Source organism: Phytobacter palmae (assembly GCF_039409775.1).
GTDB lineage: Bacteria > Pseudomonadota > Gammaproteobacteria > Enterobacterales > Enterobacteriaceae > Phytobacter > Phytobacter palmae.
In genome coordinates, this window is the sequence record NZ_JBCIVJ010000040.1 from 1 (window position 1) to 21,314 (window position 21,314).

Genomic DNA, 21,314 nt, shown 5'->3' on the forward strand with positions numbered 1-21,314 from the left:
GGCATAAAACTCATTTAATTACGAGACGCATACTGTGAAAAACAATCTTAAACTTTCGGTGGTCGCTATCGCTGTCTCCTTTTTCCTGGCAAATCAAGCCGGAGCAGCAAATACCTGGGCAGAGGCACGTAATGATGCAATGGGGGGAACAGGTGTTGCCTCCGCAAATTACGGCAGTGGTGCATTTATTAACCCGGCGTTGCTGGCAAAGGCGAAACCGGAAGACAATGTTACGGTCATCTTACCGAGCGTTGGCGCGCAGATAACCGATGAGGATAACCTGCGTGATGAAATTGATGATATCAGCGATAAAATCGATTATTACAAGGACACGGTTAATAAGCTCACACTGCGGGAAGTGCTGCTAAACCCCGTTGGCACTGTTGATCAGTTCCAGATGGCAGCAAAAGATCTTGCGGATTCGCTTGATTATCTGGATGGCAAAACGGCGAGCGCGAATGCCGGGGCCGGTATCGCCGTCACTATTCCTAACGATGTGTTATCTGTTGCCTTTGTGACCAAAGGCTACGCACATGCCCGCGTCAATTCGAATATTGATCAAAACGATATCACCTACCTTCGCAGCATTCAGAACAGTGATACGGTAGCAACGGGGGTCGCCCTTGGGGCTGTTCTCTCTCCTAACGGCTCGGATGAGATCACAAAAAACCTTAACTCCACAGCGTCAGGCCGTGCGGCCATCATTACGGATTTTGGTATCGCAATGGCACATCAATTTGACGTGGGCGGTGTTCCTCTCTCCGTTGGCGTTACGCCAAAACTGCAAAAGTCGTGGATCTATAACTACACCACGTCGATTTATGATTACGATAAAAACGAATGGAACAACAGTAAGTACCGCAAGGATGACACGGGCTTTAACATTGATGTTGGCCTGGCGGCGGATTTAACAGATAACGTCACCCTGGGTCTGAGTGGACAAAACCTGGTCTCGCGTAATATCGATACCAAAGATGTTTTTGTCACCAATGGCAGAACAGGTGAGGTTAAAAACTATAAAGATACCTACCAGATCAGCCCCCTGGTTACCGCTGGAGCGGCGTGGCATAACGATCTGCTGACGCTGAGCGCTGATGGTGATCTGACGGAAACCAAAGGCTTTAAGAGCGAGAAAAATTCGCAGTTCGTTGGCGTCGGTGCGGAGGTTCGTCCACTGAGTTGGCTGGCGGTTCGTGCCGGTTACCGTGCTGATGTGAAAGGTGATGAAAGTAATGTCTTCACCGGCGGCGTCGGTTTTGCACCCTTTAACCGTGTGCACGTGGATTTAATGGGTTTAGTGGGTGAGAACAAAACCTGGGGGGCCGGTGCACAGTTAAGTATGACATTCTGATGCACCACCGGAGGCCTTGCGCCTCCGGTTTTTCTTTGTGCTATAGTAGCGCCCCTTTTTGACCTAAAGCTTATTTATTCGCCATGTCGCCAGAAAATCAGCCTGCTGCTTATCCTGCTCACCGTTTCTCCATCGCGCCGATGCTCGACTGGACGGATCGCCATTGCCGCTATTTCCTGCGTCTGCTTTCTCGCCATACGCTGCTTTATACCGAGATGGTCACGACGGGAGCCATTATTCATGGTAAAGGCGACTACCTGGCATACAGCGAGGAAGAACATCCGGTAGCATTGCAACTCGGTGGCAGTGATCCTGCGCAGCTTGCTCATTGCGCGAAGCTTGCGGAGCTGCGTGGTTATGATGAGATCAACCTGAATGTGGGTTGTCCATCCGATCGAGTACAGAACGGTATGTTCGGCGCCTGTCTGATGGGCAATGCGCAACTGGTGGCCGATTGTGTGAAGGCCATGCGCGACGTGGTATCAATTCCGGTCACGGTAAAAACCCGTATCGGCATTGACAATCAGGACAGCTACGAATTTCTTTGTGACTTTATCAGCACGGTTTCCGGCAAAGGCGAATGCGAGATGTTTATCATCCACGCGCGTAAAGCCTGGCTTTCTGGCTTGAGCCCGAAAGAAAACCGTGAAATTCCCCCTCTGGACTACCCGCGCGTCTATCAGCTTAAACGCGATTTCCCGCACCTGACCATGTCGATTAATGGCGGTATTACCTCGCTGGAGGCGGCAAAAACCCATCTGGAACATATGGATGGGGTGATGGTTGGGCGTGAGGCATATCAGAATCCGGGCATTCTGGCGCGTGTTGATCGTGAAATTTTCGGCGCTGATGTCGTGGATGCGGACCCGGTAGCGGTAGTACGGGCAATGTACCCTTATATTGAGCGCGAATTGCAGCAAGGAACGTATCTGGGGCATATCACCCGCCATATGCTGGGTCTGTTTCAGGGGATTCCTGGAGCACGCCAGTGGCGTCGCTACCTGAGCGAGAACGCCCATAAAGCCGGGGCCGATGTCGCGGTGCTGGAACACGCGCTAAGCCTTGTGGCAAACCGCGAATAATTTCACTAAAAAATGGTCAAATTAACCAGGCTCTGCAGCATTATGCGGAGCCTTTTCTTTTATAAATCAATAGCCTCAAACTGGCATGCTTCTTGTAATGCATCCTGTAAGTCATAGTCCCGATGTCATTATCTATTTATCTGGAGCGCGCCATGCTGGAATTACTGTTTGTTATCGGCTTTTTTATTGTGCTACTCGCCACCGGCGTTTCATTGCTGGGCATTATTGCAGCACTGCTGGTGGCAACCGCAGTGATGTTTTTGGGTGGCCTTTTTGCCTTGATGATCAAGTTACTGCCCTGGTTACTCCTGGCGGTTGCGGTGGTGTGGATTATTCGGGCGATCAAAACGCCCAAAATTCCTCAATATCAGCGCAATAACCGTTGGCGTTACTAAAGTATTGCGCACTTGATCACAACCTCGACACTTTTCCGGGCGCTTTGCTAAGAAGCGAATAGGATTTACTTATCAAATCTGTCACTATCGCCGCGTTAACGAATTCATCGAGCTGTACCCTACATACAGCCGAACTAAAAAAAGAATGGGCTTCCTTCGGGAAGCCCTAATTCTTTCTGCCGCCGTTATACTTCCAGCGTCACTCTCTTACGGAATCAACAGGCTTGACCCTTGTGTTGCGCGACTTTGCAGGGCTTCGTGCGCGCGCCGTGCGTCGGTAAGAGCAAATTTCTGCGATTGCGCCACATCCACTTTAATCACGCCGCTGGCAATCAGCGAGAACAGTTCATTACTGGCCTCTTCAAGCTCTTCGCGATTCGTTACGTAGCCATTGAGGGAAGGGCGGGTCGCGTACAGAGAACCTTTCTGATTCAGGATGCCCAGATTAACGCCTGATACCGGCCCGGAGGCGTTACCAAAGCTCACCATCAGGCCGCGGCGTTGCAGGCAATCGAGGGAATCTTCCCAGGTATCTTTACCCACCGAGTCATACACAACGCGTACTTTTTTCCCGCCAGTTATCTCTTTTACGCGATCAACAATGTTTTCTTCGCGATAGTTAATTACCTGCCATGCGCCGGCCTCCAGTGCCCTCTGCGCTTTCTGTGCGGAGCCGACAGTACCTATTAATTTTGCTCCCAGCGCCTTCGACCACTGGCAGGCAATCAGCCCCACGCCACCCGCCGCCGCATGGAAGAGGAATGCTTCATCAGGTTTAATTTCGTACGTTTTGCGCAGCAAGTAAAAGACGGTAAGCCCTTTGAGGAAAGAGGCTGCCGCCTGCTCGAACGAGATGGCATTGGGCAGAATAGCAACCTTATCTGCCAGGACATTATGCACAGAGCTGTAGGCGCCAGGCCCGGATTGGGCGTACACCACACGATCGCCTGCTTTGATATGTTTTACGCCGGAACCCACTTTGCTGACCACGCCCGCCGCCTCGGTCCCCAGACCGCTCGGCAACGACGGTGGTGGATACAGACCGCTACGAATGTAGGTGTCGATATAATTAATTCCTATGGCTTTGTTTTCAACCTGGACTTCATTTTCCGCCGGAGCTGCGGGATTAAATTCGACAGCTTGCAAAACCTCAGGGCCACCGTGCTTGTGAAATTCAATTCTTGTCGCCATGTTTCCTCCCGAATGATAATCTTTTGAACCATTCATTACGTTGGTAACTCCATTCACTATGGCAGGAAATAAACCCTTCAACAAACAGACTGAACCCCGCGATTTTCAGGTCGAGGGGATGAAAGTGCCGCCCCATTCCATTGAAGCGGAACAGTCAGTGTTGGGCGGTTTAATGCTGGATAACGAGCGCTGGGACGATGTTGCCGAGCGCGTTGTGGCGGATGATTTTTACACCCGTCCGCATCGTCATATCTTTACTGAGATGCACCGTCTTCAGGAGATGGGCAAACCCATTGACCTGATTACGCTGGCGGAATCGCTGGAACTGCAAGGGCAGTTGGATATCGTCGGCGGCTTTGCTTATCTGGCTGAACTGTCCAAAAACACGCCAAGTGCGGCGAACATCAGTGCCTACGCAGATATCGTGCGTGAACGCGCTGTCGTGCGCGAGATGATCTCCGTCGCCAATGAGATAGCCAGTGCCGGTTTCGACCCTCAGGGGCGCACCAGTGAAGATCTGCTCGACCTTGCTGAGTCACGGGTTTTCAAAATTGCGGAAAGCCGGGCCAACAAAGATGAAGGCCCAAAAAACATCGCGGATGTGCTTGAGGCGACTGTTGCGCGTATTGAGTTGTTATTCCAGCAGCCGCACGACGGTGTTACTGGCGTGAATACGGGATACGATGACCTCAACAAGAAAACCGCAGGTCTGCAGCCGTCGGATCTGATCATTGTTGCCGCGCGTCCATCAATGGGGAAAACCACCTTTGCGATGAATCTCGTTGAAAATGCGGCAATGTTGCAGGATAAACCGGTTCTCATCTTCAGTCTTGAGATGCCCTCAGAGCAGATTATGATGCGTTCTCTGGCATCCCTGTCACGTGTGGATCAGACGCGCATTCGTACCGGTCAGCTTGATGACGAGGACTGGGCGCGTATTTCAGGCACCATGGGCATCCTGCTGGAAAAACGGAATATCTATATTGATGACTCATCCGGCCTGACGCCGACAGAGGTTCGTTCCCGTGCGCGGCGTATTGCGCGTGAGCATGGCGGTATCGGGCTTATCATGATTGACTACCTGCAATTGATGCGCGTGCCGTCGCTGTCCGACAACCGTACACTGGAGATCGCGGAGATTTCCCGCTCTCTGAAAGCGCTGGCGAAAGAGCTACAGGTGCCGGTTGTTGCCCTGTCGCAGCTTAACCGCTCACTGGAACAGCGTGCGGATAAGCGTCCGGTCAACTCCGACCTGCGTGAGTCCGGCTCTATCGAGCAGGACGCCGACTTGATCATGTTTATTTATCGTGATGAGGTTTATCACGAAAACAGCGACTTAAAAGGGATCGCTGAAATCATTATTGGTAAGCAGCGTAACGGCCCGATCGGTACGGTGCGTTTGACCTTTAACGGACAGTGGTCGCGTTTTGATAATTATGCGGGTCCACAATACGACGACGAATAATCCTCATCATTCTTTGAGCAGCAGCGGCCCGGTCACTGAGCTAACTCAGCTCACGGGGATTTACGGCCTTGCCGCAACTCAAATGATTTAGAGGATGATTTATTTTTCTTTAAGGCAAGGAATTCAAATGCAAGCGGCAACAGTTATAGTCAACCGCCGCGCTCTGCGTCACAACCTTCAACGTCTGCGCGAACTGGCCCCCGCCAGCCGCCTGGTTGCGATTGTGAAAGCGAACGCCTACGGACACGGTCTTCTTGAGACCGCGCGAACGCTCCCCGATGCCGACGCTTTCGGCGTCGCCCGTCTCGAAGAGGCCCTTCGCCTGCGCGAAGGGGGAATTACCCATCGCATCCTCTTGCTTGAAGGTTTTTTTACCGCTGACGAGCTACCTCTGGTTTCTGCCCACAGCCTCGATACTGTGGTGCATAGCATGGAACAACTCGCGGCGCTGGAAGCGACGCAGCTCGCTGAGCCTGTGACCGTGTGGATGAAGCTTGATACCGGTATGCACCGCCTGGGCTTTCACCCGGCGGAGGCAGATGCGGTTTACCAGCGCCTGAGTCAGTGCAGGAATGTGCGCCAGCCGGTGAATATTGTCAGCCATTTTGCCCGTGCCGATGAGCCGGACTGCGGTGCGACAGAACGTCAGCTCGATATCTTCACCACTTTTAGCGAAGGCAAGCCGGGCCAGCGTTCCATTGCCGCATCCGGTGGTACGCTGCTGTGGCCGCAGGCCCATTTTGACTGGGTACGTCCGGGCATCATTCTGTATGGGGTGTCGCCGCTCGATCGTCACCCCTGGGGGGAAGAGTTTGGCTTCCAGCCGGCAATGACCCTGACCTCCAGCCTGATTGCTGTTCGCGAGCACAAAGCGGGGGATGCGGTCGGTTATGGCGGTACCTGGGTGAGCGAGCGCGACACGCGCCTTGGGGTCGTGGCAATGGGCTATGGCGATGGTTATCCGCGCGCGGCCCCGTCCGGGACACCCGTGCTGGTAAATGGCCGCGAAGTTCCGATTGTTGGCCGGGTGGCGATGGACATGATTTGCGTCGATTTAGGGCCGGATGCGCAGGATGCCGTTGGCGACCCGGTCGTCTTCTGGGGTGAAGGTTTGCCCGTCGAGCGTATTGCGCAAACCACCGGGATCAGCGCTTACGAACTGATTACGCGCCTGACGTCGCGCGCTGTCCTGAAATACGTCGATTAACACAGAATCGACTCTCCCCGGATATGGCGTAAACGCCTCATCCGGGCCAGCGTTTTCGCCTGCTTCGGGTACATATCCCGCTCGACCTTCTCTCTCTTCCGGTTTATTGTGTCTTATTCTTCCTACTGTAAACCTGGAGAACCGCCTCGTGTTTCAAAAAGTTGACGCCTACGCTGGCGACCCCATCCTTAGTTTGATGGAGCGTTTTAAAGAAGACCCGCGCAGCGACAAAGTTAACCTCAGCATCGGGTTGTATTACAACGAAGATGGCATCATCCCACAGTTACAGGCTGTAGCCGAAGCGGAGGCTCGCCTCAACGCCCGACCGCACGGTGCGTCTCTCTATTTGCCGATGGAGGGTCTGAATACTTATCGCCACACCATCGTGCCGCTGTTATTTGGCGCAGAGCACCCGGTGGTGGCGCAAAAACGTGTGGCAACGATCCAGACTCTGGGCGGCTCCGGGGCGCTCAAAGTGGGTGCTGATTTCCTGAAACGCTACTTCCCGGATTCCGGTGTGTGGGTCAGCGATCCAACGTGGGAAAACCATGTCGCCATTTTTGAAGGCGCGGGTTTTCAGGTCAGTACCTATCCATGGTTCGACAGCGAAACCAATGGCGTGCGCTTTACCGCGCTGCTGGAAAAACTCAATACCCTGGCGGAAAAGAGCATCGTTCTGCTTCACCCGTGCTGCCACAACCCAACCGGGTCAGATTTAACGAACACGCAGTGGGATGAGGTGGTAAATGTACTGAAAGCCCGTAACCTGATTCCTTTCCTCGACATTGCCTATCAGGGTTTTGGCGGCGGTATGGAAGAAGATGCGTATGCGATCCGCGCGATTGCTGACGCGGGTTTACCGGCGCTGGTCAGCAACTCGTTTTCCAAAATTTTCTCCCTCTATGGCGAGCGCGTAGGCGGACTTTCTGTTGTCTGTGAAGATGCGGAAACGGCGTCTCGCGTCCTGGGACAATTGAAAGCAACGGTGCGTCGAAACTACTCCAGCCCTCCGAACTTCGGTGCGCAGGTTGTGGCGACGGTACTGGGCGATACAGCGCTGAAAGCCTCGTGGCTGGCCGAAGTCGAGACAATGCGTACACGCATTCTGGCGATGCGTCAGGAGCTGGTGAATGTGCTGAAAGAGGCTGTTCCGGGACGAAACTTTGACTACCTGCTTAAACAGCGCGGTATGTTCAGCTATACCGGCCTGAGTGCTGCCCAGGTTGATCGTCTGCGTGAAGAGTTTGGTGTCTACCTCATTGCCAGTGGGCGTATGTGCGTTGCAGGGCTTAATAGTCGCAATGTACACCGCGTCGCTCAGGCCTTTGCCGCTGTGATGTAAATTCGCCCTATTTTCCTCCCGTCAGGGAGGAAAATGTCGCGATCCTGCTACGAATAATCCTGTTTGCGCTGATGAAACCGCAGAAACATCTTCCTTTCCCCCGTGCCTGAGGGTATGGTCAGAAAGCTTTTTGATGCCTTGCACGCTATCTGACCATAACGGACTGAAAATTTAGGGATAAATATGCGAAAGTTCACCTTAGCCCTCTGCTTATCGTTTTCGCTCACCGCGGCTTTCTTTGCCGAGGCTTCTACGCCAACCCCGGATAGCACAGGCACCAACGTTGCTAAACTGGCTGAACAGGCCCCCATTCACTGGGTCTCCGTCGCTCAGATCGAACATAGCCTTGTGGACCGCCCACCGATGGCAGTCGGGTTTGATATCGACGATACGGTACTGTTTTCCAGTCCCGGTTTCTGGCGCGGCAAAAAAATGTACTCCCCGGATAGCGAAGCCTATCTCCAGAACCCGGAGTTCTGGGAAAAAATGAATAATGGCTGGGATGAGTTCAGTATTCCCAAAGAGGTCGCGCGGGCGTTGATCGCGCTACATGTGAAACGTGGCGACACTATTTATTTCATTACCGGACGCACCCAGACGGCGACGGAAAGCGTTACCAAAACCCTGCAGGAAGATTTTTTAATTCCGGCAGCGAATATGAACCCGGTGATTTTTGCCGGGGTGAAAGACGGCCAGAACAGCAAGACGCAGTGGCTGATCGATAAGCAAATCAAAATCTTCTACGGCGACTCGGATGATGATATGACGGCGGCGAAAGCGAGTGAAGCCCGTCCGGTACGCATCCTGCGCGCCTCGAATTCTACCTACCGTCCGCTGCCACAAGCGGGGGTGTTTGGTGAAGAGGTTATCGTAAATTCCGAATATTAAGATTCTGCTGTTGTTTTTTTAAGCAAATCTGGGCTGTCGGGTTTTACCTTTCGCCGACTTGCTGCACACTTAAAAAGATTCGTCTTTTAAAAGGAAGCAGCAGATGTGGTATCAACAGACTCTTGTACTCGGGGAAAAACCCCGGGGTTTTCATCTGATCACTGATGAGGTGCTGGGACAGATCCGCGATCTGTCTCGCATCAGAACAGGGTTGTTGCATCTGCTCCTCCAGCACACTTCCGCTTCTCTCACCCTCAATGAAAATTGCGACCCTACCGTACGTCACGACATGGAGCAGCATTTTCTGCGAGCGGTGCCGGATAACGCCCACTACGAGCATGACTATGAAGGCGCGGACGATATGCCTTCGCATATCAAGTCTTCCATGCTGGGTGTGTCGTTATTACTTCCTGTCCACAGCGGGCGCGTTCAGCTTGGGACGTGGCAGGGGATTTGGCTGGGAGAGCATCGTATCCACGGCGGTTCGCGAAAAATCATCGCGACGCTACAAGGGGAATAAAGATGACAATTTCGGAGTTACTGCAGTATTGCATGGCGAAGTCGGGTGCCGAGCAGAGCGTACACAGCGACTGGAAGGCCACACAGATAAAAGTTTCAGACGTGCTTTTTGCGATGGTAAAAGAGGTGGAAGGTCGCCCGGCTGCGTCTTTGAAAACCAGTCCGGAACTGGCTGAGCTACTGCGCCAGCAGCATAGCGACGTGCGCCCGAGCAAGCACCTGAACAAAGCACACTGGAGCACCGTCTATCTCGACGGCTCGCTGCCTGATTCGCAGATTTACTATCTTGTGGACGCCTCATACAAACAGGCGATAGAACTGTTGCCTGAACAGGTCAGGCAACAGCTTTACTCCACATCATCCAGAGCGTAATTCTGCCCGGAAGATTATTTAAGCATCGGTTTCAGGAATCGCGCCGTGTGTGAGGCTTCACACTCGGCGACGGTTTCCGGTGTACCGGAAACCAGAATTTCCCCGCCGCCGCTGCCGCCTTCCGGTCCGAGATCGACAATCCAGTCCGCAGTTTTAATCACGTCCAGATTATGCTCAATGACCACGATGGTATTGCCCTGGTCACGCAACTGATGCAGAACGTCCAGCAGTTGCTGAATATCGGCAAAATGCAGACCAGTCGTCGGCTCATCCAGAATATAGAGCGTCTGGCCGGTGCCACGTTTCGAGAGTTCTCGCGCCAGCTTCACGCGCTGCGCTTCACCGCCGGAGAGCGTCGTCGCTGACTGACCGAGGCGGATATAGGTCAGGCCCACGTCCATCAGGGTTTGCAGCTTGCGCGCCAGCGCCGGGACGGCATCAAAGAAGTCACGGGCCTCTTCGATAGTCATATCCAGCACTTCGTGGATGGTTTTCCCTTTGTACTTAATCTCCAGCGTTTCGCGGTTATAGCGTTTGCCTTTGCACTGGTCGCACGGCACATAGATATCCGGCAGGAAGTGCATTTCAACCTTGATCACGCCGTCGCCCTGGCAGGCTTCGCAGCGTCCGCCCCGGACGTTAAAGCTGAAACGTCCGGGGGTGTAGCCGCGTGAACGGGATTCCGGGACACCGGCAAACAGTTCACGAACCGGGGTAAAAACGCCGGTATAGGTCGCCGGGTTGGAACGTGGCGTACGGCCAATCGGGCTCTGGTCGATATCGATGACTTTGTCGAAATGTTCCAGCCCCTGAATGTCACGATAAGGCGCGGGTTCGGCGATGGTGGCGCCGTTTAACTGGCGCTGGGCGATCGGGAACAACGTGTCATTAATCAGCGTGGATTTACCCGAACCGGATACACCGGTGATACAGGTGAAAAGCCCTACCGGTAGCGTCAGCGTCACGTCCTTCAGGTTGTTACCGCGTGCCCCGGTCAGTTTGAGCACTTTTTCCGGATCGGCTTTAACGCGATTTTTCGGCACCGCAATTTTACGTTTGCCGCTCATATACTGTCCGGTGAGGGACTCGGGCACGGCCATAATTGCATCCAGCGGGCCTTCGGCGACCACTTGTCCGCCATGCACCCCGGCGCCGGGACCGATATCGATCACGTGGTCTGCGGCGCGAATGGCATCTTCATCATGTTCGACGACGATGACCGTGTTGCCGAGGTTACGCAGATGGATCAGCGTACCGAGCAGGCGTTCGTTATCGCGCTGATGCAGGCCGATGGACGGCTCATCCAGAACATACATGACACCCACCAGACCTGCGCCGATCTGGCTGGCGAGACGAATACGCTGCGCCTCGCCGCCGGAGAGGGTTTCAGCGGAACGGGAAAGCGTCAGGTAATTCAGGCCAACGTTAACCAGGAATTTCAGGCGATCGCCAATCTCTTTCAGAACTTTTTCAGCGATTTTCGCGCGCTGGCCGGACAGCTTCAGATTATTGAAGAAGTCCATTGCGTGGCCGATGCTCATGTCAGAGATAGTCGGCAGCGGCGTATTTTCAACGAAAACATGGCGGGCCTCACGGCGCAGGCGCGTACCTTCGCAAGTAGCACATGGACGGTTGCTGATAAATTTCGCCAGCTCTTCACGCACCGCGCTGGATTCCGTCTCTTTATAGCGACGTTCCATATTGTGTAGCACGCCTTCGAACGGATGGCGGCGCACGGAGGTATCGCCACGGTCGTTCATATATTTGAATTCAATACTTTCTTTGCCGGAGCCGAACAGCACCACTTTATGTACGGTTGGGCTGAGGCTCTCCCAGGGCGCTTCCACATCAAATTTGTAGTGGTCCGCCAGCGATTTCAGCATCTGGAAATAGTAGAAGTTACGGCGATCCCAGCCGCGAATTGCGCCACCTGCCAGCGACAGTTCCGGGTTTTGAATCACACGGTCAGGATCGAAATATTGTTGTACGCCGAGGCCGTCACAGGTCGGGCAGGCACCTGCCGGATTGTTAAAGGAGAACAGGCGCGGCTCCAGTTCGCGCATGCTGTAACCGCAAACAGGACAGGCGAAGTTGGCCGAGAAAAGCAGCTCTTCGGCTTTGGGATCATCCATGTCGGCGACTACAGCCGTGCCACCGGAAAGCTCCAGCGCCGTTTCGAATGACTCAGCCAGACGCTGCGCCAGATCCTCGCGCACTTTAAAGCGGTCGATCACGACTTCAATGGTGTGTTTCTTTTGCAGCTCCAGCTTCGGCGGATCGGAAAGATCGCAAACTTCGCCATCAATACGCGCGCGGATATAACCCTGGCTTGCCAGGTTTTCCAGCGTTTTGGTGTGCTCGCCTTTACGCTCTTTTATCACCGGCGCCAGCAGCATCAGACGTTTGCCTTCCGGCTGCGCCAGGACATTGTCGACCATCTGGCTGACGGTCTGTGCCGCCAGTGGGACGTCATGGTCAGGGCAGCGCGGCTCACCTACGCGGGCAAACAACAGACGCAGATAGTCATGAATCTCGGTAATCGTCCCGACGGTAGAACGCGGGTTATGTGAGGTCGACTTCTGCTCGATAGAAATAGCAGGAGAGAGCCCTTCAATATGGTCAACGTCAGGCTTTTCCATCAGCGAAAGGAACTGACGGGCATAAGCGGAAAGAGATTCAACGTAGCGACGCTGCCCTTCGGCATACAGAGTGTCGAAAGCCAGTGAAGATTTACCCGAACCCGACAGACCGGTGACAACAATCAGTTTGTCGCGTGGAATGACGAGGTTGATGTTTTTGAGATTATGGGTGCGCGCGCCCCGTACTTCGATCTTATCCATTCACCTTTCCCGGTAATAACTCGGCATGCCTGGTCGATTTGAAGGACAACCGGCGGTCAGAAACGGCTAATTATGACACAATTTAACCTGGCTGGATATACAGTATTGGAATGCAAATTCAGAGGGGATGTGCAACAATGTCGAGTCCAGGCGACAACTCTGGAAGATCCTTCGCAGCTATGAACATGTCGCATGGAAATGGTACACTCCCGCGCTTACACTATTTAGAAATGTTTTCAGGAGACACGATCATGGCCAGCAGAGGCGTAAACAAGGTGATTCTCGTCGGTAATCTGGGCCAGGACCCGGAAGTACGCTATATGCCGAGTGGTGGTGCAGTGGCCAACATTACGCTGGCGACATCCGAATCCTGGCGTGATAAAGCGACCGGCGAAATGAAAGAGCAGACTGAATGGCACCGCGTTGTGCTGTTCGGCAAACTGGCGGAAGTAGCCGGTGAGTATCTGCGTAAAGGTTCCCAGGTCTATATCGAAGGTCAGCTGCGTACCCGCAAATGGACCGATCAGTCCGGTGCTGAGAAATATACGACCGAAGTCGTGGTTAACGTGGGCGGCACCATGCAGATGCTGGGCGGCCGTCAGGGCGGTGGTGCTCCGGCAGGCGGCAACATGGGCGGCGGTCAGGGTCAGCAGGGTGGCTGGGGTCAGCCACAGCAGCCGCAGGGCGGTAACCAGTTCAGTGGTGGCGCACAGTCTCGCCCGCAGCAGGCTGCTCCGGCACCGTCTAACGAGCCACCGATGGACTTCGACGACGATATTCCGTTCTGATTGCTGTCATCTGCCTTATCTGCGCGACCCGCTATGGGAAACGTATCAACAAAAAACCCCGCATTGCGGGGTTTTTTGTTACTGGCTGACGTTATTTGTCTCTTTTCGTGTCAGCAGATTTTTGGCAATAAAAAAGCTCCATACGGGAGCTTTTTTATTAAAGAAGGGCTGCCATCAGGTAATGACCATTGGCCATTCGGGAGAGGCTTTCTCTGACATCTCCGTCATAATATTGATGACGTTGTGCCAGACGGCATGGACATCGACCATCGTAATGCCCAGCAGGCCCGTCGCGAACCAGCAGGCTGCTACCAGACCAAGGCCGCTGCTGATCACAGCAAGACCGACATAATCTGCTTTACGAAAGCGAATGTTCAACGTGCTGGCCATAAACATCAGCACTGCACTCAGTATCTGCCAACGAAGAAGAACGACACTGGTGGTTAATGTAGCCATGAAAACGATCCTCGAAAGAAAAACTTTCAGGCACAGGGGGTAACGCCATGAGCCTGAGCAATGTGTGCAGGCGCAGAAAATCTGCAGAAGTAACGTTCTACATTGAAACAGTGTTTCCTGTCTCAAGAATGTGTGAACTATATCACATTTGTTCTTTTATTAGCCAGTGTGCAAATGAGCAAAATTTTCTGTGCAAAGTGGCATTTTGCGCAAAGGGGGAGTGATCCCGGACGTGACGATAACGTTTTGCTATGGCGAGGAATTCTTTTTAAATTCATTAAGATAGTTTTATGGTACTTTCCGGCTTATTTTGCCAGAGTTGGCACTTTTTGGATCATCGATTATTCTTGATCGAATAGTTATATATATCTGGATACCATTTTTTAGATTTCTGATCTGCATGGATATATCCTCAACTTGCGTCTTTTAAACGCATTTCGCTGCATTTTCTGTAAATCAGCGTTGGCCATCTGAATTTAGCTTTTTGATTTTTCCTGTACGACTCATTGTGGGTATGGTCCGGTGTTTAATCATCTGCGACTGAAAAAAAATGAAAAAAGAGAATACCGCCATTCCTGTGGATGATGGCGCAGTGGCGCTTACTATCCTGGCGAAGTTGATGCCGTGCTTCACTGCACAACGCACGCTAAAAGAAATTTTACTGGCAATTAATAATGCCGTAGGTTCAACGCTCTCCTGGGTTGTGGTTGAACAGGACGGGGATTTCCAGCATGAGAGCGCGGGGCAGATTCCATGCACCCTGGGAGATGCGCAAACCTTTCTTGAACAGTCGCAATTGCGACGTCATCAGCATGCCTGGCGTATTATTTGTTGGCGACGACAAGTTGGTACAATATTATTTTCTCCCACTCATCATGCCGCCGATAAATTCCATGGGGGCATTCTTTGTAAATTAATTTCAAGCGCGAATGGCGTAGATGGATATTTCTTCCTGGCGTTTGCACAACCATTATCTTCAATGGATGTTATTAAAAGTGTGGTGATCATTCTTGTCGAGAAATTAAAAGATTATCTCGCCGGGATTATTGTAAAAGAACGCATGGCCAGAGAAATGCATCGGATTGTCGCGCAATATAAAGCCTTATTTGATCGCGCCCCCGTATTAATGAATTCATTCGATAAAAGTAACCGTTGCATATTATGGAATGGAGAGTGCGAACGTCTGTTTGGCTGGACAATTGAGGAGTTAAACTGTCAACCTGATCCATTAGCATTATTTTTCCCTGATGATGAGGTTCGTCACAGGGTTCGGGCTTCTGTCAGCGCTTCGCCTGCGGTAGATATGTATGAATGGCACCCGGTAAGGCGCACGGGCGAAGTATTGACCGTATTATGGTCAAATATTTTGCTTCCGGATAAATCCATCCTCAGTATCGGGCTGGATATTACCGAACGCAAGAAGGCCGAACAGCAACTGGCGGTGAAAGCGACAACCGATGACCTGACGGGGTGTTTTAACAGGTTTTCCATATTACGGCAGTTCAGAGAAGCCATAGCCACCTGTGAACCGGGCGATCCGCGTAATCATTTCAGTATTCTCATGCTGGACCTGGACCATTTTAAGAACATCAACGATCGCTGGGGTCACCTGACAGGCGATGCGGCGCTACTCCATTTTTGCGAGAAAATCCGCGAACTCAGCATGCCGCATTACGCGTTAGGCCGTCTGGGTGGGGAGGAGTTTCTGATGTTACTACCGCAAACAGACAGTCAGACTGCGCTGCGTTTTAGTCAAAAAATTCGTGCAGTACTGGCCGATAAGCCGCTTTTCAACGGCGGTGAAAAGATAACCTTATCCTTTAGTGCCGGTGTCGTATTTGTTACCGGGAGAGTGTCCGATACTTCAGTTTTGCTTACGCTTGCGGACGATGCACTGTACGATGCGAAGCGTACCGGACGTAGCCGGACTGTGGTTGCAGAAGCAATTTTATAATTATTCCCGACTCCCTTCCGGCAGGCTGCGCAATAGATGAAAAAATACCCGATCGGTCTGTCTTTTTTTTATCCTGCGGAGAGTTTGACTTAATCATCTATTGTCTGTTGCGTAAACTAAAAACCCTGCCTGGCGACTGGATAAATATTTTCCTTAATATAAACACAACGCATACTTTTAGTTTGCCTTACGGACAAATATTATCGTCATAACCAAATATTAGGTTTTTAATGAAAAAAGTAAGTTGCTAATGTCGTTTGATTCATGCAACGTAATCACCTGTTTATCAAAGCATCCTGCCTTCATTACAGGCACACTAAATGCAGGGATATAGGCGGAAATGAATCATAGCGCGCAGCGTAAGATGCTGAGAGTCGTCGGGATCATCATGGTAGTGCTCCTACCGGTGATGCTGTCGCTATGGTTTGCTCACATCCGTGCAGTAAAAGAAACAGGTCTGCATCTTCGTTCTTTTGCGCAACTCGCTTTAGATAAAACAGAACTGGTTGTTGGACAAGTCGAGCAGGTCCGAAGTGCCGCAGAGAAATATCAAGGGCAAGTTTGTTCTCCTGAGCATCGTAACTACATGCTCAATATCATTCGCGGTAGTCTGTATGTTGCCGATTTAATATACGCGCACGGCGAGCAGTTTTTATGCTCTACAGCTCTTTATCCCGCGCAATCGTATGCTATTTCGCCTCCCGACTATAAACGAAAACCAGCCATCTCTATTTATTACTATCGTGATACGCCATTTTATCCCGGATATAAAATGGTCTATATGCAGAAAGGAAATTATGTCGCGGTAGTCAATCCGCTTTCCTACAGCGAGGTGATGTCAGACGACAACTCGCTGGCTTATGGTATATACGATACGATCACGGGCCTCTTTTTTTCTGTCAGTGATCAGGCCGATCTACAAAAACTGAATAAACTTGTTCGTAAAAATGATCTTACTTTTCAAAGTGATGGCCGCTTTTACACAATAGATCATTCTGATAAACGTCCCATTGCAATCATTGTATCGACCTCCAGCGAAACTTATTTTCAGTACCTTTATCATCAGGCGACATTAACACTGCCATTAGGCATGATTTGCAGCATTATTATTTTATTGATGTGGTCGCGAACACGGCAGGAGTTTAACTCCCCACGACGAATGCTCCACAGAGCATTAACTAAACATCAGCTTCAACTTCATTACCAGCCCATCATCGATATCAAAAACGGTCAGTGCGTAGGTGCAGAAGCATTATTGCGCTGGCCGGGTTTTAATGGTCCGGTAATGAGTCCGGCGGAATTTATTCCGCTGGCAGAGAAAGAAGGGATGATTGAACGGGTTACCGATTATGTCGTTGATGAAGTCTTCAGTGATCTAGGAGAATTCTTAGCGGCATGGCCGCATCTTTATATTTCGATTAATTTATCGGCTGTCGATTTCCATTCTTCCCGTCTTATTGCGCTGATTACCAATAAAACCAGGGAACACTCCGTTCGCGCAGAACAAATTAAAATCGAAGTAACCGAACGTGGATTTATTGATGTGCCTAAAACCACTCCGGTCATTCAGGCGTTTCGCCATGCTGGTTACGAGGTAGCGATTGATGACTTCGGAACCGGGTACTCGAACTTGCACAACCTGTACTCCCTCAATGTCGATATTTTAAAGATTGATAAATCCTTTATCGATACGCTGACGACCAATAGCACCAGCCATCTGATCGCCGAGCACATCATTGAGATGGCACATAGCTTGCGCCTGAAACTTATTGCGGAAGGGGTGGAAACAGCAGAACAGGTAACCTGGTTACTTAAGCGTGGCGTACAGTATTGTCAGGGATGGCATTTTGCGAAGGCACTGCCGCCACAGGAGTTTAAAGCCTGGGTCGCGCAGCCACCTTCGCTAAAGTAATCATCCCGGCGACAATTACGCATGGTGGCGATAGTCGCTGGGAGTCCGATCGAATTCCCGACGAAACACGCGTGAAAACGTTTGTTGCGAAACGTAGCCCAGATCCATCGCAATATCAAAAATGGGACGCCGCGTAGTACGCAGTGCTTCCGCAGCCAGTAGCAGACGGCGCTGACGAATGTAATCCCCCAGCGTCTGATGCATCACGGTACGAAACATTCTCTGCAAATACCATTTTGAATATCCTGACTTTCTGGCGACTACATCAATGTTCAACGGTTGGTCGATATGTTCATCAATCCATTCCGTAAGGGTCTGAATAATTTGCTGATGGGACATAGAGCTGCCTCTTTCTCGATTCGTCGTTTTGTCTGCGGGGGAGTATAATTCCTCAAGTTAACTTGAGGTAAAGAGGTTTTATGGAAAAGAAAACACCGCGTATCAAGACGCTGCTCACGCCCGGTGAAGTGGCGAAACGCAGCGGCGTGGCCGTTTCCGCGCTGCATTTTTATGAAAGCAAAGGGCTGATAAAAAGTACCCGTAATGCCGGTAATCAACGGCGCTATAAGCGTGATGTATTACGTTATGTGGCGATCATTAAAATCGCCCAGCGTATTGGAATTCCTCTGTCGACCATCGGTGATGCATTTGGCGTACTGCCGGAAGGGCATACGCTGAGTGCGAAAGAGTGGAAGCACCTTTCGTCACAGTGGCGCGAGGAGCTGGACAGGCGTATTCACACGCTGGTGGCGTTACGTGATGATCTGGATGGTTGTATTGGCTGTGGTTGTCTGTCCCACAGTGATTGCCCGCTGCGAAACCCAGGGGACCAGTTAGGTGCTCAGGGCACGGGGGCACGGCTGCTGGAAGGCGATTAGCTAAAGAGAGCTTTCCCCCGGTGGCGCTTATGGGGCGACAGCAATACAAAAAACTAAAGCGCCCACCTGGGGCGCTTTAGTCGGTCCGGTCTTTGTCTTTCTCTCTATCCCAATCTGTTATGGGAGGGTTTCCCCCGACATCAGCACCCCTCAATATGTTGGAGGTTCCGGATTGTGCTGACACTTTTAGTCTAGGCAATGGCGAAAATTTCGCCACAATCAGGACGCGTTTTTTTAGGAAATTTTTCATCCAAAGGGCAAGCTTTCCTATAGTTAATTCGAATAACTCAGCCGGAGCCTGTCATGCTAAAAATTCACCATCTTAATCAGTCTCGTTCGCAGCGCATTCTGTGGGCGCTGGAAGAATTGGGTGTACCGTATCAACTCATTCATTACCAACGTGAAAAAAACATGCTGGCCCCTGCGTCGCTCAAAAAAGTGCATCCATTAGGCAAATCACCGGTACTTGAGGACGACGATCTGATCATCGCTGAATCCGGCGCTATTCTGGAATATTTGCAGGAGACCTACGATACACAGAGCCATTTGAAACCTCAGGAGAGAGAACCGCGCCAACAGTATCGCTTTTGGCTGCATTATGCCGAAGGATCGTTGATGCCTTTATTATTGATGAAACTTGTCTTTACCAGCCTCGGTAAACCACCGGTACCGTTTGGTGTGCGAACGATAGGAAAAATGCTTGGCCAGGGCATTCAGAAAGCCTGGCTCGATAAGCAAATCGAAACCCACGCGCGTTTTATCGAGTCGCAGCTGGCGGTGAAGCCCTGGTTTGCCGGAGAGGAATTGAGCATGGCCGACATTCAGATGAGTTTCCCGATTTTCGCGTTGCTCTCACGGGGCGGAATTGCCGATCTTCCGCATACGCAGTCATGGAAAAAGCGAGTTGAAATGCGCCCGGCCTGGCAACGAGCGATTGAGCAGGGCGGTCCTTTTGATCTCCCCGGTACGTAATAATGATCGTGAATTGTTGCAAAGTTGCGCAGGGACGATAACGTTTGCGCATCGGTCGGTTAATTCTTCATCGTCATAAGCGAAAATTAGCAAAAAGCGGCAAAGTTCAGTTGAAAAGCGGCATCTAAACGCTGGATAATCGTTTGCCTTTTTTGACCAACCGTTTTGTATGCGCGGAGTTAATCGTTTGCTTTTTGTGACACCCCTTCGTCACAACGCAGCTCAGGGAGACGACGTTTAACCGGCAGTGGACACTGTCCGCCACGCATATCAACGAAAGATAAAAACTCTCAGGGGATGTTTCCTATGTCTACGCCTTCTGCGCGTACTGGCGGTTCGCTTGACGCCTTATTTAAAATTTCTGCTCGCGGCAGTACTGTTCGTCAGGAAATTGTTGCTGGTTTAACCACGTTTCTGGCAATGGTCTATTCCGTTATCGTCGTGCCTGGCATGCTCGGTAAAGCGGGCTTTCCGCCAGCGGCGGTGTTTGTCGCTACCTGCCTGGTTGCCGGTGTAGGTTCGATCGTTATGGGGCTGTGGGCAAACCTGCCTCTGGCTATCGGTTGCGCCATCTCACTGACCGCGTTCACTGCATTCAGCCTGGTGCTGGGTCAACATATCAGTGTTCCGGTCGCGCTGGGTGCCGTGTTCCTGATGGGGGTGCTTTTTACCGTTATTTCCGCAACCGGCATCCGTAGCTGGATCCTGCGCAACCTGCCGCAAGGTGTTGCGCACGGCACCGGTATCGGTATCGGTCTGTTCCTGCTGCTGATCGCGGCAAACGGCGTAGGCCTGGTTATCAAGAATCCGCTGGATGGCCTGCCGGTCACGCTGGGCCACTTCGCCAGCTTCCCGGTGATCATGTCGCTGATTGGTCTTGCGGTCATCATCGGTCTTGAAAAACTAAAAGTGCCGGGTGGCATCCTGCTGACCATCATCGGTGTCTCTATTGTCGGGCTGATCTTCGACCCGAGCGTGCACTTCTCCGGTATTTTCGCTATGCCTTCGCTGAGCGATGACAAAGGCAACTCCCTGATCGGCAGCCTTGATATCGTAGGCGCGCTGAATCCGGTTGTGCTGCCAAGTGTACTGGCGCTGGTGATGACGGCGGTATTTGATGCTACCGGTACTATCCGTGCGGTTGCTGGTCAGGCGAACCTGCTGGATAAAGACGGGCAGATTATTGATGGCGGCAAAGCGCTGACCACCGACTCCCTGAGCAGTGTGTTCTCCGGTCTGGTGGGTGCAGCACCGGCAGCGGTATACATTGAGTCTGCAGCGGGCACGGCGGCAGGTGGTAAAACCGGCCTGACAGCGATCACCGTTGGCGTACTGTTCCTGTTGATTCTGTTCCTCTCTCCGCTCTCCTACCTGGTTCCGGCGTATGCTACGGCTCCGGCGCTGATGTACGTAGGTTTGCTGATGCTGAGCAACGTGGCGAAAATCGACTTTGCCGACTTCGTTGATGCGATGTCTGGCCTGATTACCGCTGTATTCATCGTGCTGACCTGTAATATCGTTACCGGCATCATGATCGGTTTTGCCTCTCTGGTTATTGGCCGCGTGGTCTCAGGTGATTTCCGTAAACTGAATATCGGTACTGTGGTTATCGCCGTGGCGCTGGTTGTCTTCTATGCAGGCGGCTGGGCAATCTGATTTCCCGCTTCTTGTGTAAAACGGGTGGCTCAGGCCACCCGTTTTC

The 21,314-nt window shown here is 51.9% G+C and carries 19 protein-coding genes; 15 read left to right on the forward strand and 4 right to left on the reverse strand.

Translation table 11 applies throughout. The annotated features are described in order from the left end of the window. Positions 1-34 precede the first annotated feature (34 nt). The 3 genes from AAIG39_RS24785 (at position 35) to pspG (ending at position 2,828) form a co-directional block, all read left to right on the forward strand. Positions 35-1,351, forward strand: a complete 1,317-nt coding sequence (locus tag AAIG39_RS24785) for a conjugal transfer protein TraF (protein ID WP_090089012.1) — start codon at positions 35-37, stop codon at positions 1,349-1,351. 83 nt (positions 1,352-1,434) lie between these two features. Continuing rightward, positions 1,435-2,433, forward strand: a complete 999-nt coding sequence (gene dusA, locus AAIG39_RS24790; protein WP_343194957.1) for a tRNA dihydrouridine(20/20a) synthase DusA — start codon at positions 1,435-1,437, stop codon at positions 2,431-2,433. A 152-nt stretch (positions 2,434-2,585) separates the two neighbouring features. Further along, positions 2,586-2,828, forward strand: a complete 243-nt coding sequence (pspG, locus tag AAIG39_RS24795) for an envelope stress response protein PspG (RefSeq protein WP_085005888.1) — start codon at positions 2,586-2,588, stop codon at positions 2,826-2,828. A gap of 207 nt (positions 2,829-3,035) precedes the next feature. Here pspG and AAIG39_RS24800 read toward each other — a convergent pair whose 3' ends face one another. Continuing rightward, a complete protein-coding gene (locus AAIG39_RS24800) occupies positions 3,036-4,019 on the reverse strand; it encodes a quinone oxidoreductase (RefSeq protein ID WP_343194959.1) in 984 nt (327 codons plus the stop codon). 58 nt (positions 4,020-4,077) lie between these two features. On the opposite strand from AAIG39_RS24800, the gene dnaB reads away from it, so the two are divergent. The 6 genes from dnaB (at position 4,078) to AAIG39_RS24830 (ending at position 9,812) form a co-directional block, all read left to right on the forward strand. Then, the gene (gene dnaB, locus AAIG39_RS24805) at positions 4,078-5,484 is read left to right on the forward strand and encodes a replicative DNA helicase (RefSeq protein WP_047372184.1); all 1,407 of its coding nucleotides are present in this window, start codon (positions 4,078-4,080) and stop codon (positions 5,482-5,484) included. 127 nt (positions 5,485-5,611) lie between these two features. Continuing rightward, positions 5,612-6,691 (forward strand): alanine racemase, encoded by a 1,080-nt coding sequence (alr, locus tag AAIG39_RS24810; RefSeq protein WP_343194960.1) that lies wholly within the window; start codon positions 5,612-5,614, stop codon positions 6,689-6,691. 148 nt (positions 6,692-6,839) lie between these two features. Next, a complete protein-coding gene (gene tyrB, locus AAIG39_RS24815; protein WP_249569839.1) occupies positions 6,840-8,033 on the forward strand; it encodes an aromatic amino acid transaminase in 1,194 nt (397 codons plus the stop codon). A 183-nt stretch (positions 8,034-8,216) separates the two neighbouring features. Continuing rightward, complete coding sequence (gene aphA, locus AAIG39_RS24820) at positions 8,217-8,921, forward strand: acid phosphatase AphA (RefSeq protein WP_090080742.1); 705 nt, start codon at positions 8,217-8,219, stop codon at positions 8,919-8,921. A 103-nt stretch (positions 8,922-9,024) separates the two neighbouring features. Then, positions 9,025-9,441 carry a secondary thiamine-phosphate synthase enzyme YjbQ gene (locus AAIG39_RS24825; protein ID WP_090080745.1) on the forward strand — a complete coding sequence of 139 codons (417 nt, stop codon included), beginning with the start codon at positions 9,025-9,027 and terminating at the stop codon, positions 9,439-9,441. Positions 9,442-9,443: 2 nt separating this feature from the next. Next, positions 9,444-9,812: an MmcQ/YjbR family DNA-binding protein gene (locus tag AAIG39_RS24830; RefSeq protein ID WP_249569835.1), complete on the forward strand. Its 369-nt coding sequence runs from the start codon at positions 9,444-9,446 to the stop codon at positions 9,810-9,812. Positions 9,813-9,826: 14 nt separating this feature from the next. On the opposite strand, the gene uvrA is transcribed toward AAIG39_RS24830, so the two are convergent. Further along, positions 9,827-12,652 (reverse strand): excinuclease ABC subunit UvrA, encoded by a 2,826-nt coding sequence (gene uvrA / locus AAIG39_RS24835; RefSeq protein ID WP_343194961.1) that lies wholly within the window; start codon positions 12,650-12,652, stop codon positions 9,827-9,829. Between the two features lie 251 nt (positions 12,653-12,903). On the opposite strand from uvrA, the gene ssb1 reads away from it, so the two are divergent. Further along, positions 12,904-13,440 carry a single-stranded DNA-binding protein SSB1 gene (gene ssb1, locus AAIG39_RS24840; protein WP_090080752.1) on the forward strand — a complete coding sequence of 179 codons (537 nt, stop codon included), beginning with the start codon at positions 12,904-12,906 and terminating at the stop codon, positions 13,438-13,440. A 174-nt stretch (positions 13,441-13,614) separates the two neighbouring features. On the opposite strand, the gene AAIG39_RS24845 is transcribed toward ssb1, so the two are convergent. Beyond that, positions 13,615-13,896, reverse strand: coding sequence for a YjcB family protein (locus AAIG39_RS24845; RefSeq protein WP_090080755.1), 282 nt, complete (start codon positions 13,894-13,896; stop codon positions 13,615-13,617). Between the two features lie 550 nt (positions 13,897-14,446). On the opposite strand from AAIG39_RS24845, the gene AAIG39_RS24850 reads away from it, so the two are divergent. Both AAIG39_RS24850 and AAIG39_RS24855 read left to right on the forward strand, forming a co-directional pair. Further along, positions 14,447-15,850, forward strand: a complete 1,404-nt coding sequence (locus AAIG39_RS24850; RefSeq protein ID WP_249569831.1) for a GGDEF domain-containing protein — start codon at positions 14,447-14,449, stop codon at positions 15,848-15,850. 340 nt (positions 15,851-16,190) lie between these two features. Next, positions 16,191-17,762 (forward strand): EAL domain-containing protein, encoded by a 1,572-nt coding sequence (locus tag AAIG39_RS24855; protein ID WP_343194963.1) that lies wholly within the window; start codon positions 16,191-16,193, stop codon positions 17,760-17,762. Positions 17,763-17,777: 15 nt separating this feature from the next. Here AAIG39_RS24855 and soxS read toward each other — a convergent pair whose 3' ends face one another. After that, positions 17,778-18,101, reverse strand: coding sequence for a superoxide response transcriptional regulator SoxS (gene soxS, locus AAIG39_RS24860; RefSeq protein ID WP_047372175.1), 324 nt, complete (start codon positions 18,099-18,101; stop codon positions 17,778-17,780). A gap of 80 nt (positions 18,102-18,181) precedes the next feature. On the opposite strand from soxS, the gene soxR reads away from it, so the two are divergent. The 3 genes from soxR to ghxP all read left to right on the forward strand — a co-directional run bounded on the left by soxR (position 18,182) and on the right by ghxP (position 21,268). Then, positions 18,182-18,640 (forward strand): redox-sensitive transcriptional activator SoxR, encoded by a 459-nt coding sequence (gene soxR, locus AAIG39_RS24865; RefSeq protein WP_090080764.1) that lies wholly within the window; start codon positions 18,182-18,184, stop codon positions 18,638-18,640. 303 nt (positions 18,641-18,943) lie between these two features. Continuing rightward, positions 18,944-19,612: a glutathione S-transferase family protein gene (locus AAIG39_RS24870; RefSeq protein ID WP_090080767.1), complete on the forward strand. Its 669-nt coding sequence runs from the start codon at positions 18,944-18,946 to the stop codon at positions 19,610-19,612. A gap of 306 nt (positions 19,613-19,918) precedes the next feature. Further along, the gene (ghxP, locus tag AAIG39_RS24875; protein ID WP_090080770.1) at positions 19,919-21,268 is read left to right on the forward strand and encodes a guanine/hypoxanthine transporter GhxP; all 1,350 of its coding nucleotides are present in this window, start codon (positions 19,919-19,921) and stop codon (positions 21,266-21,268) included. The last annotated feature ends 46 nt before the right edge of the window (positions 21,269-21,314 follow it).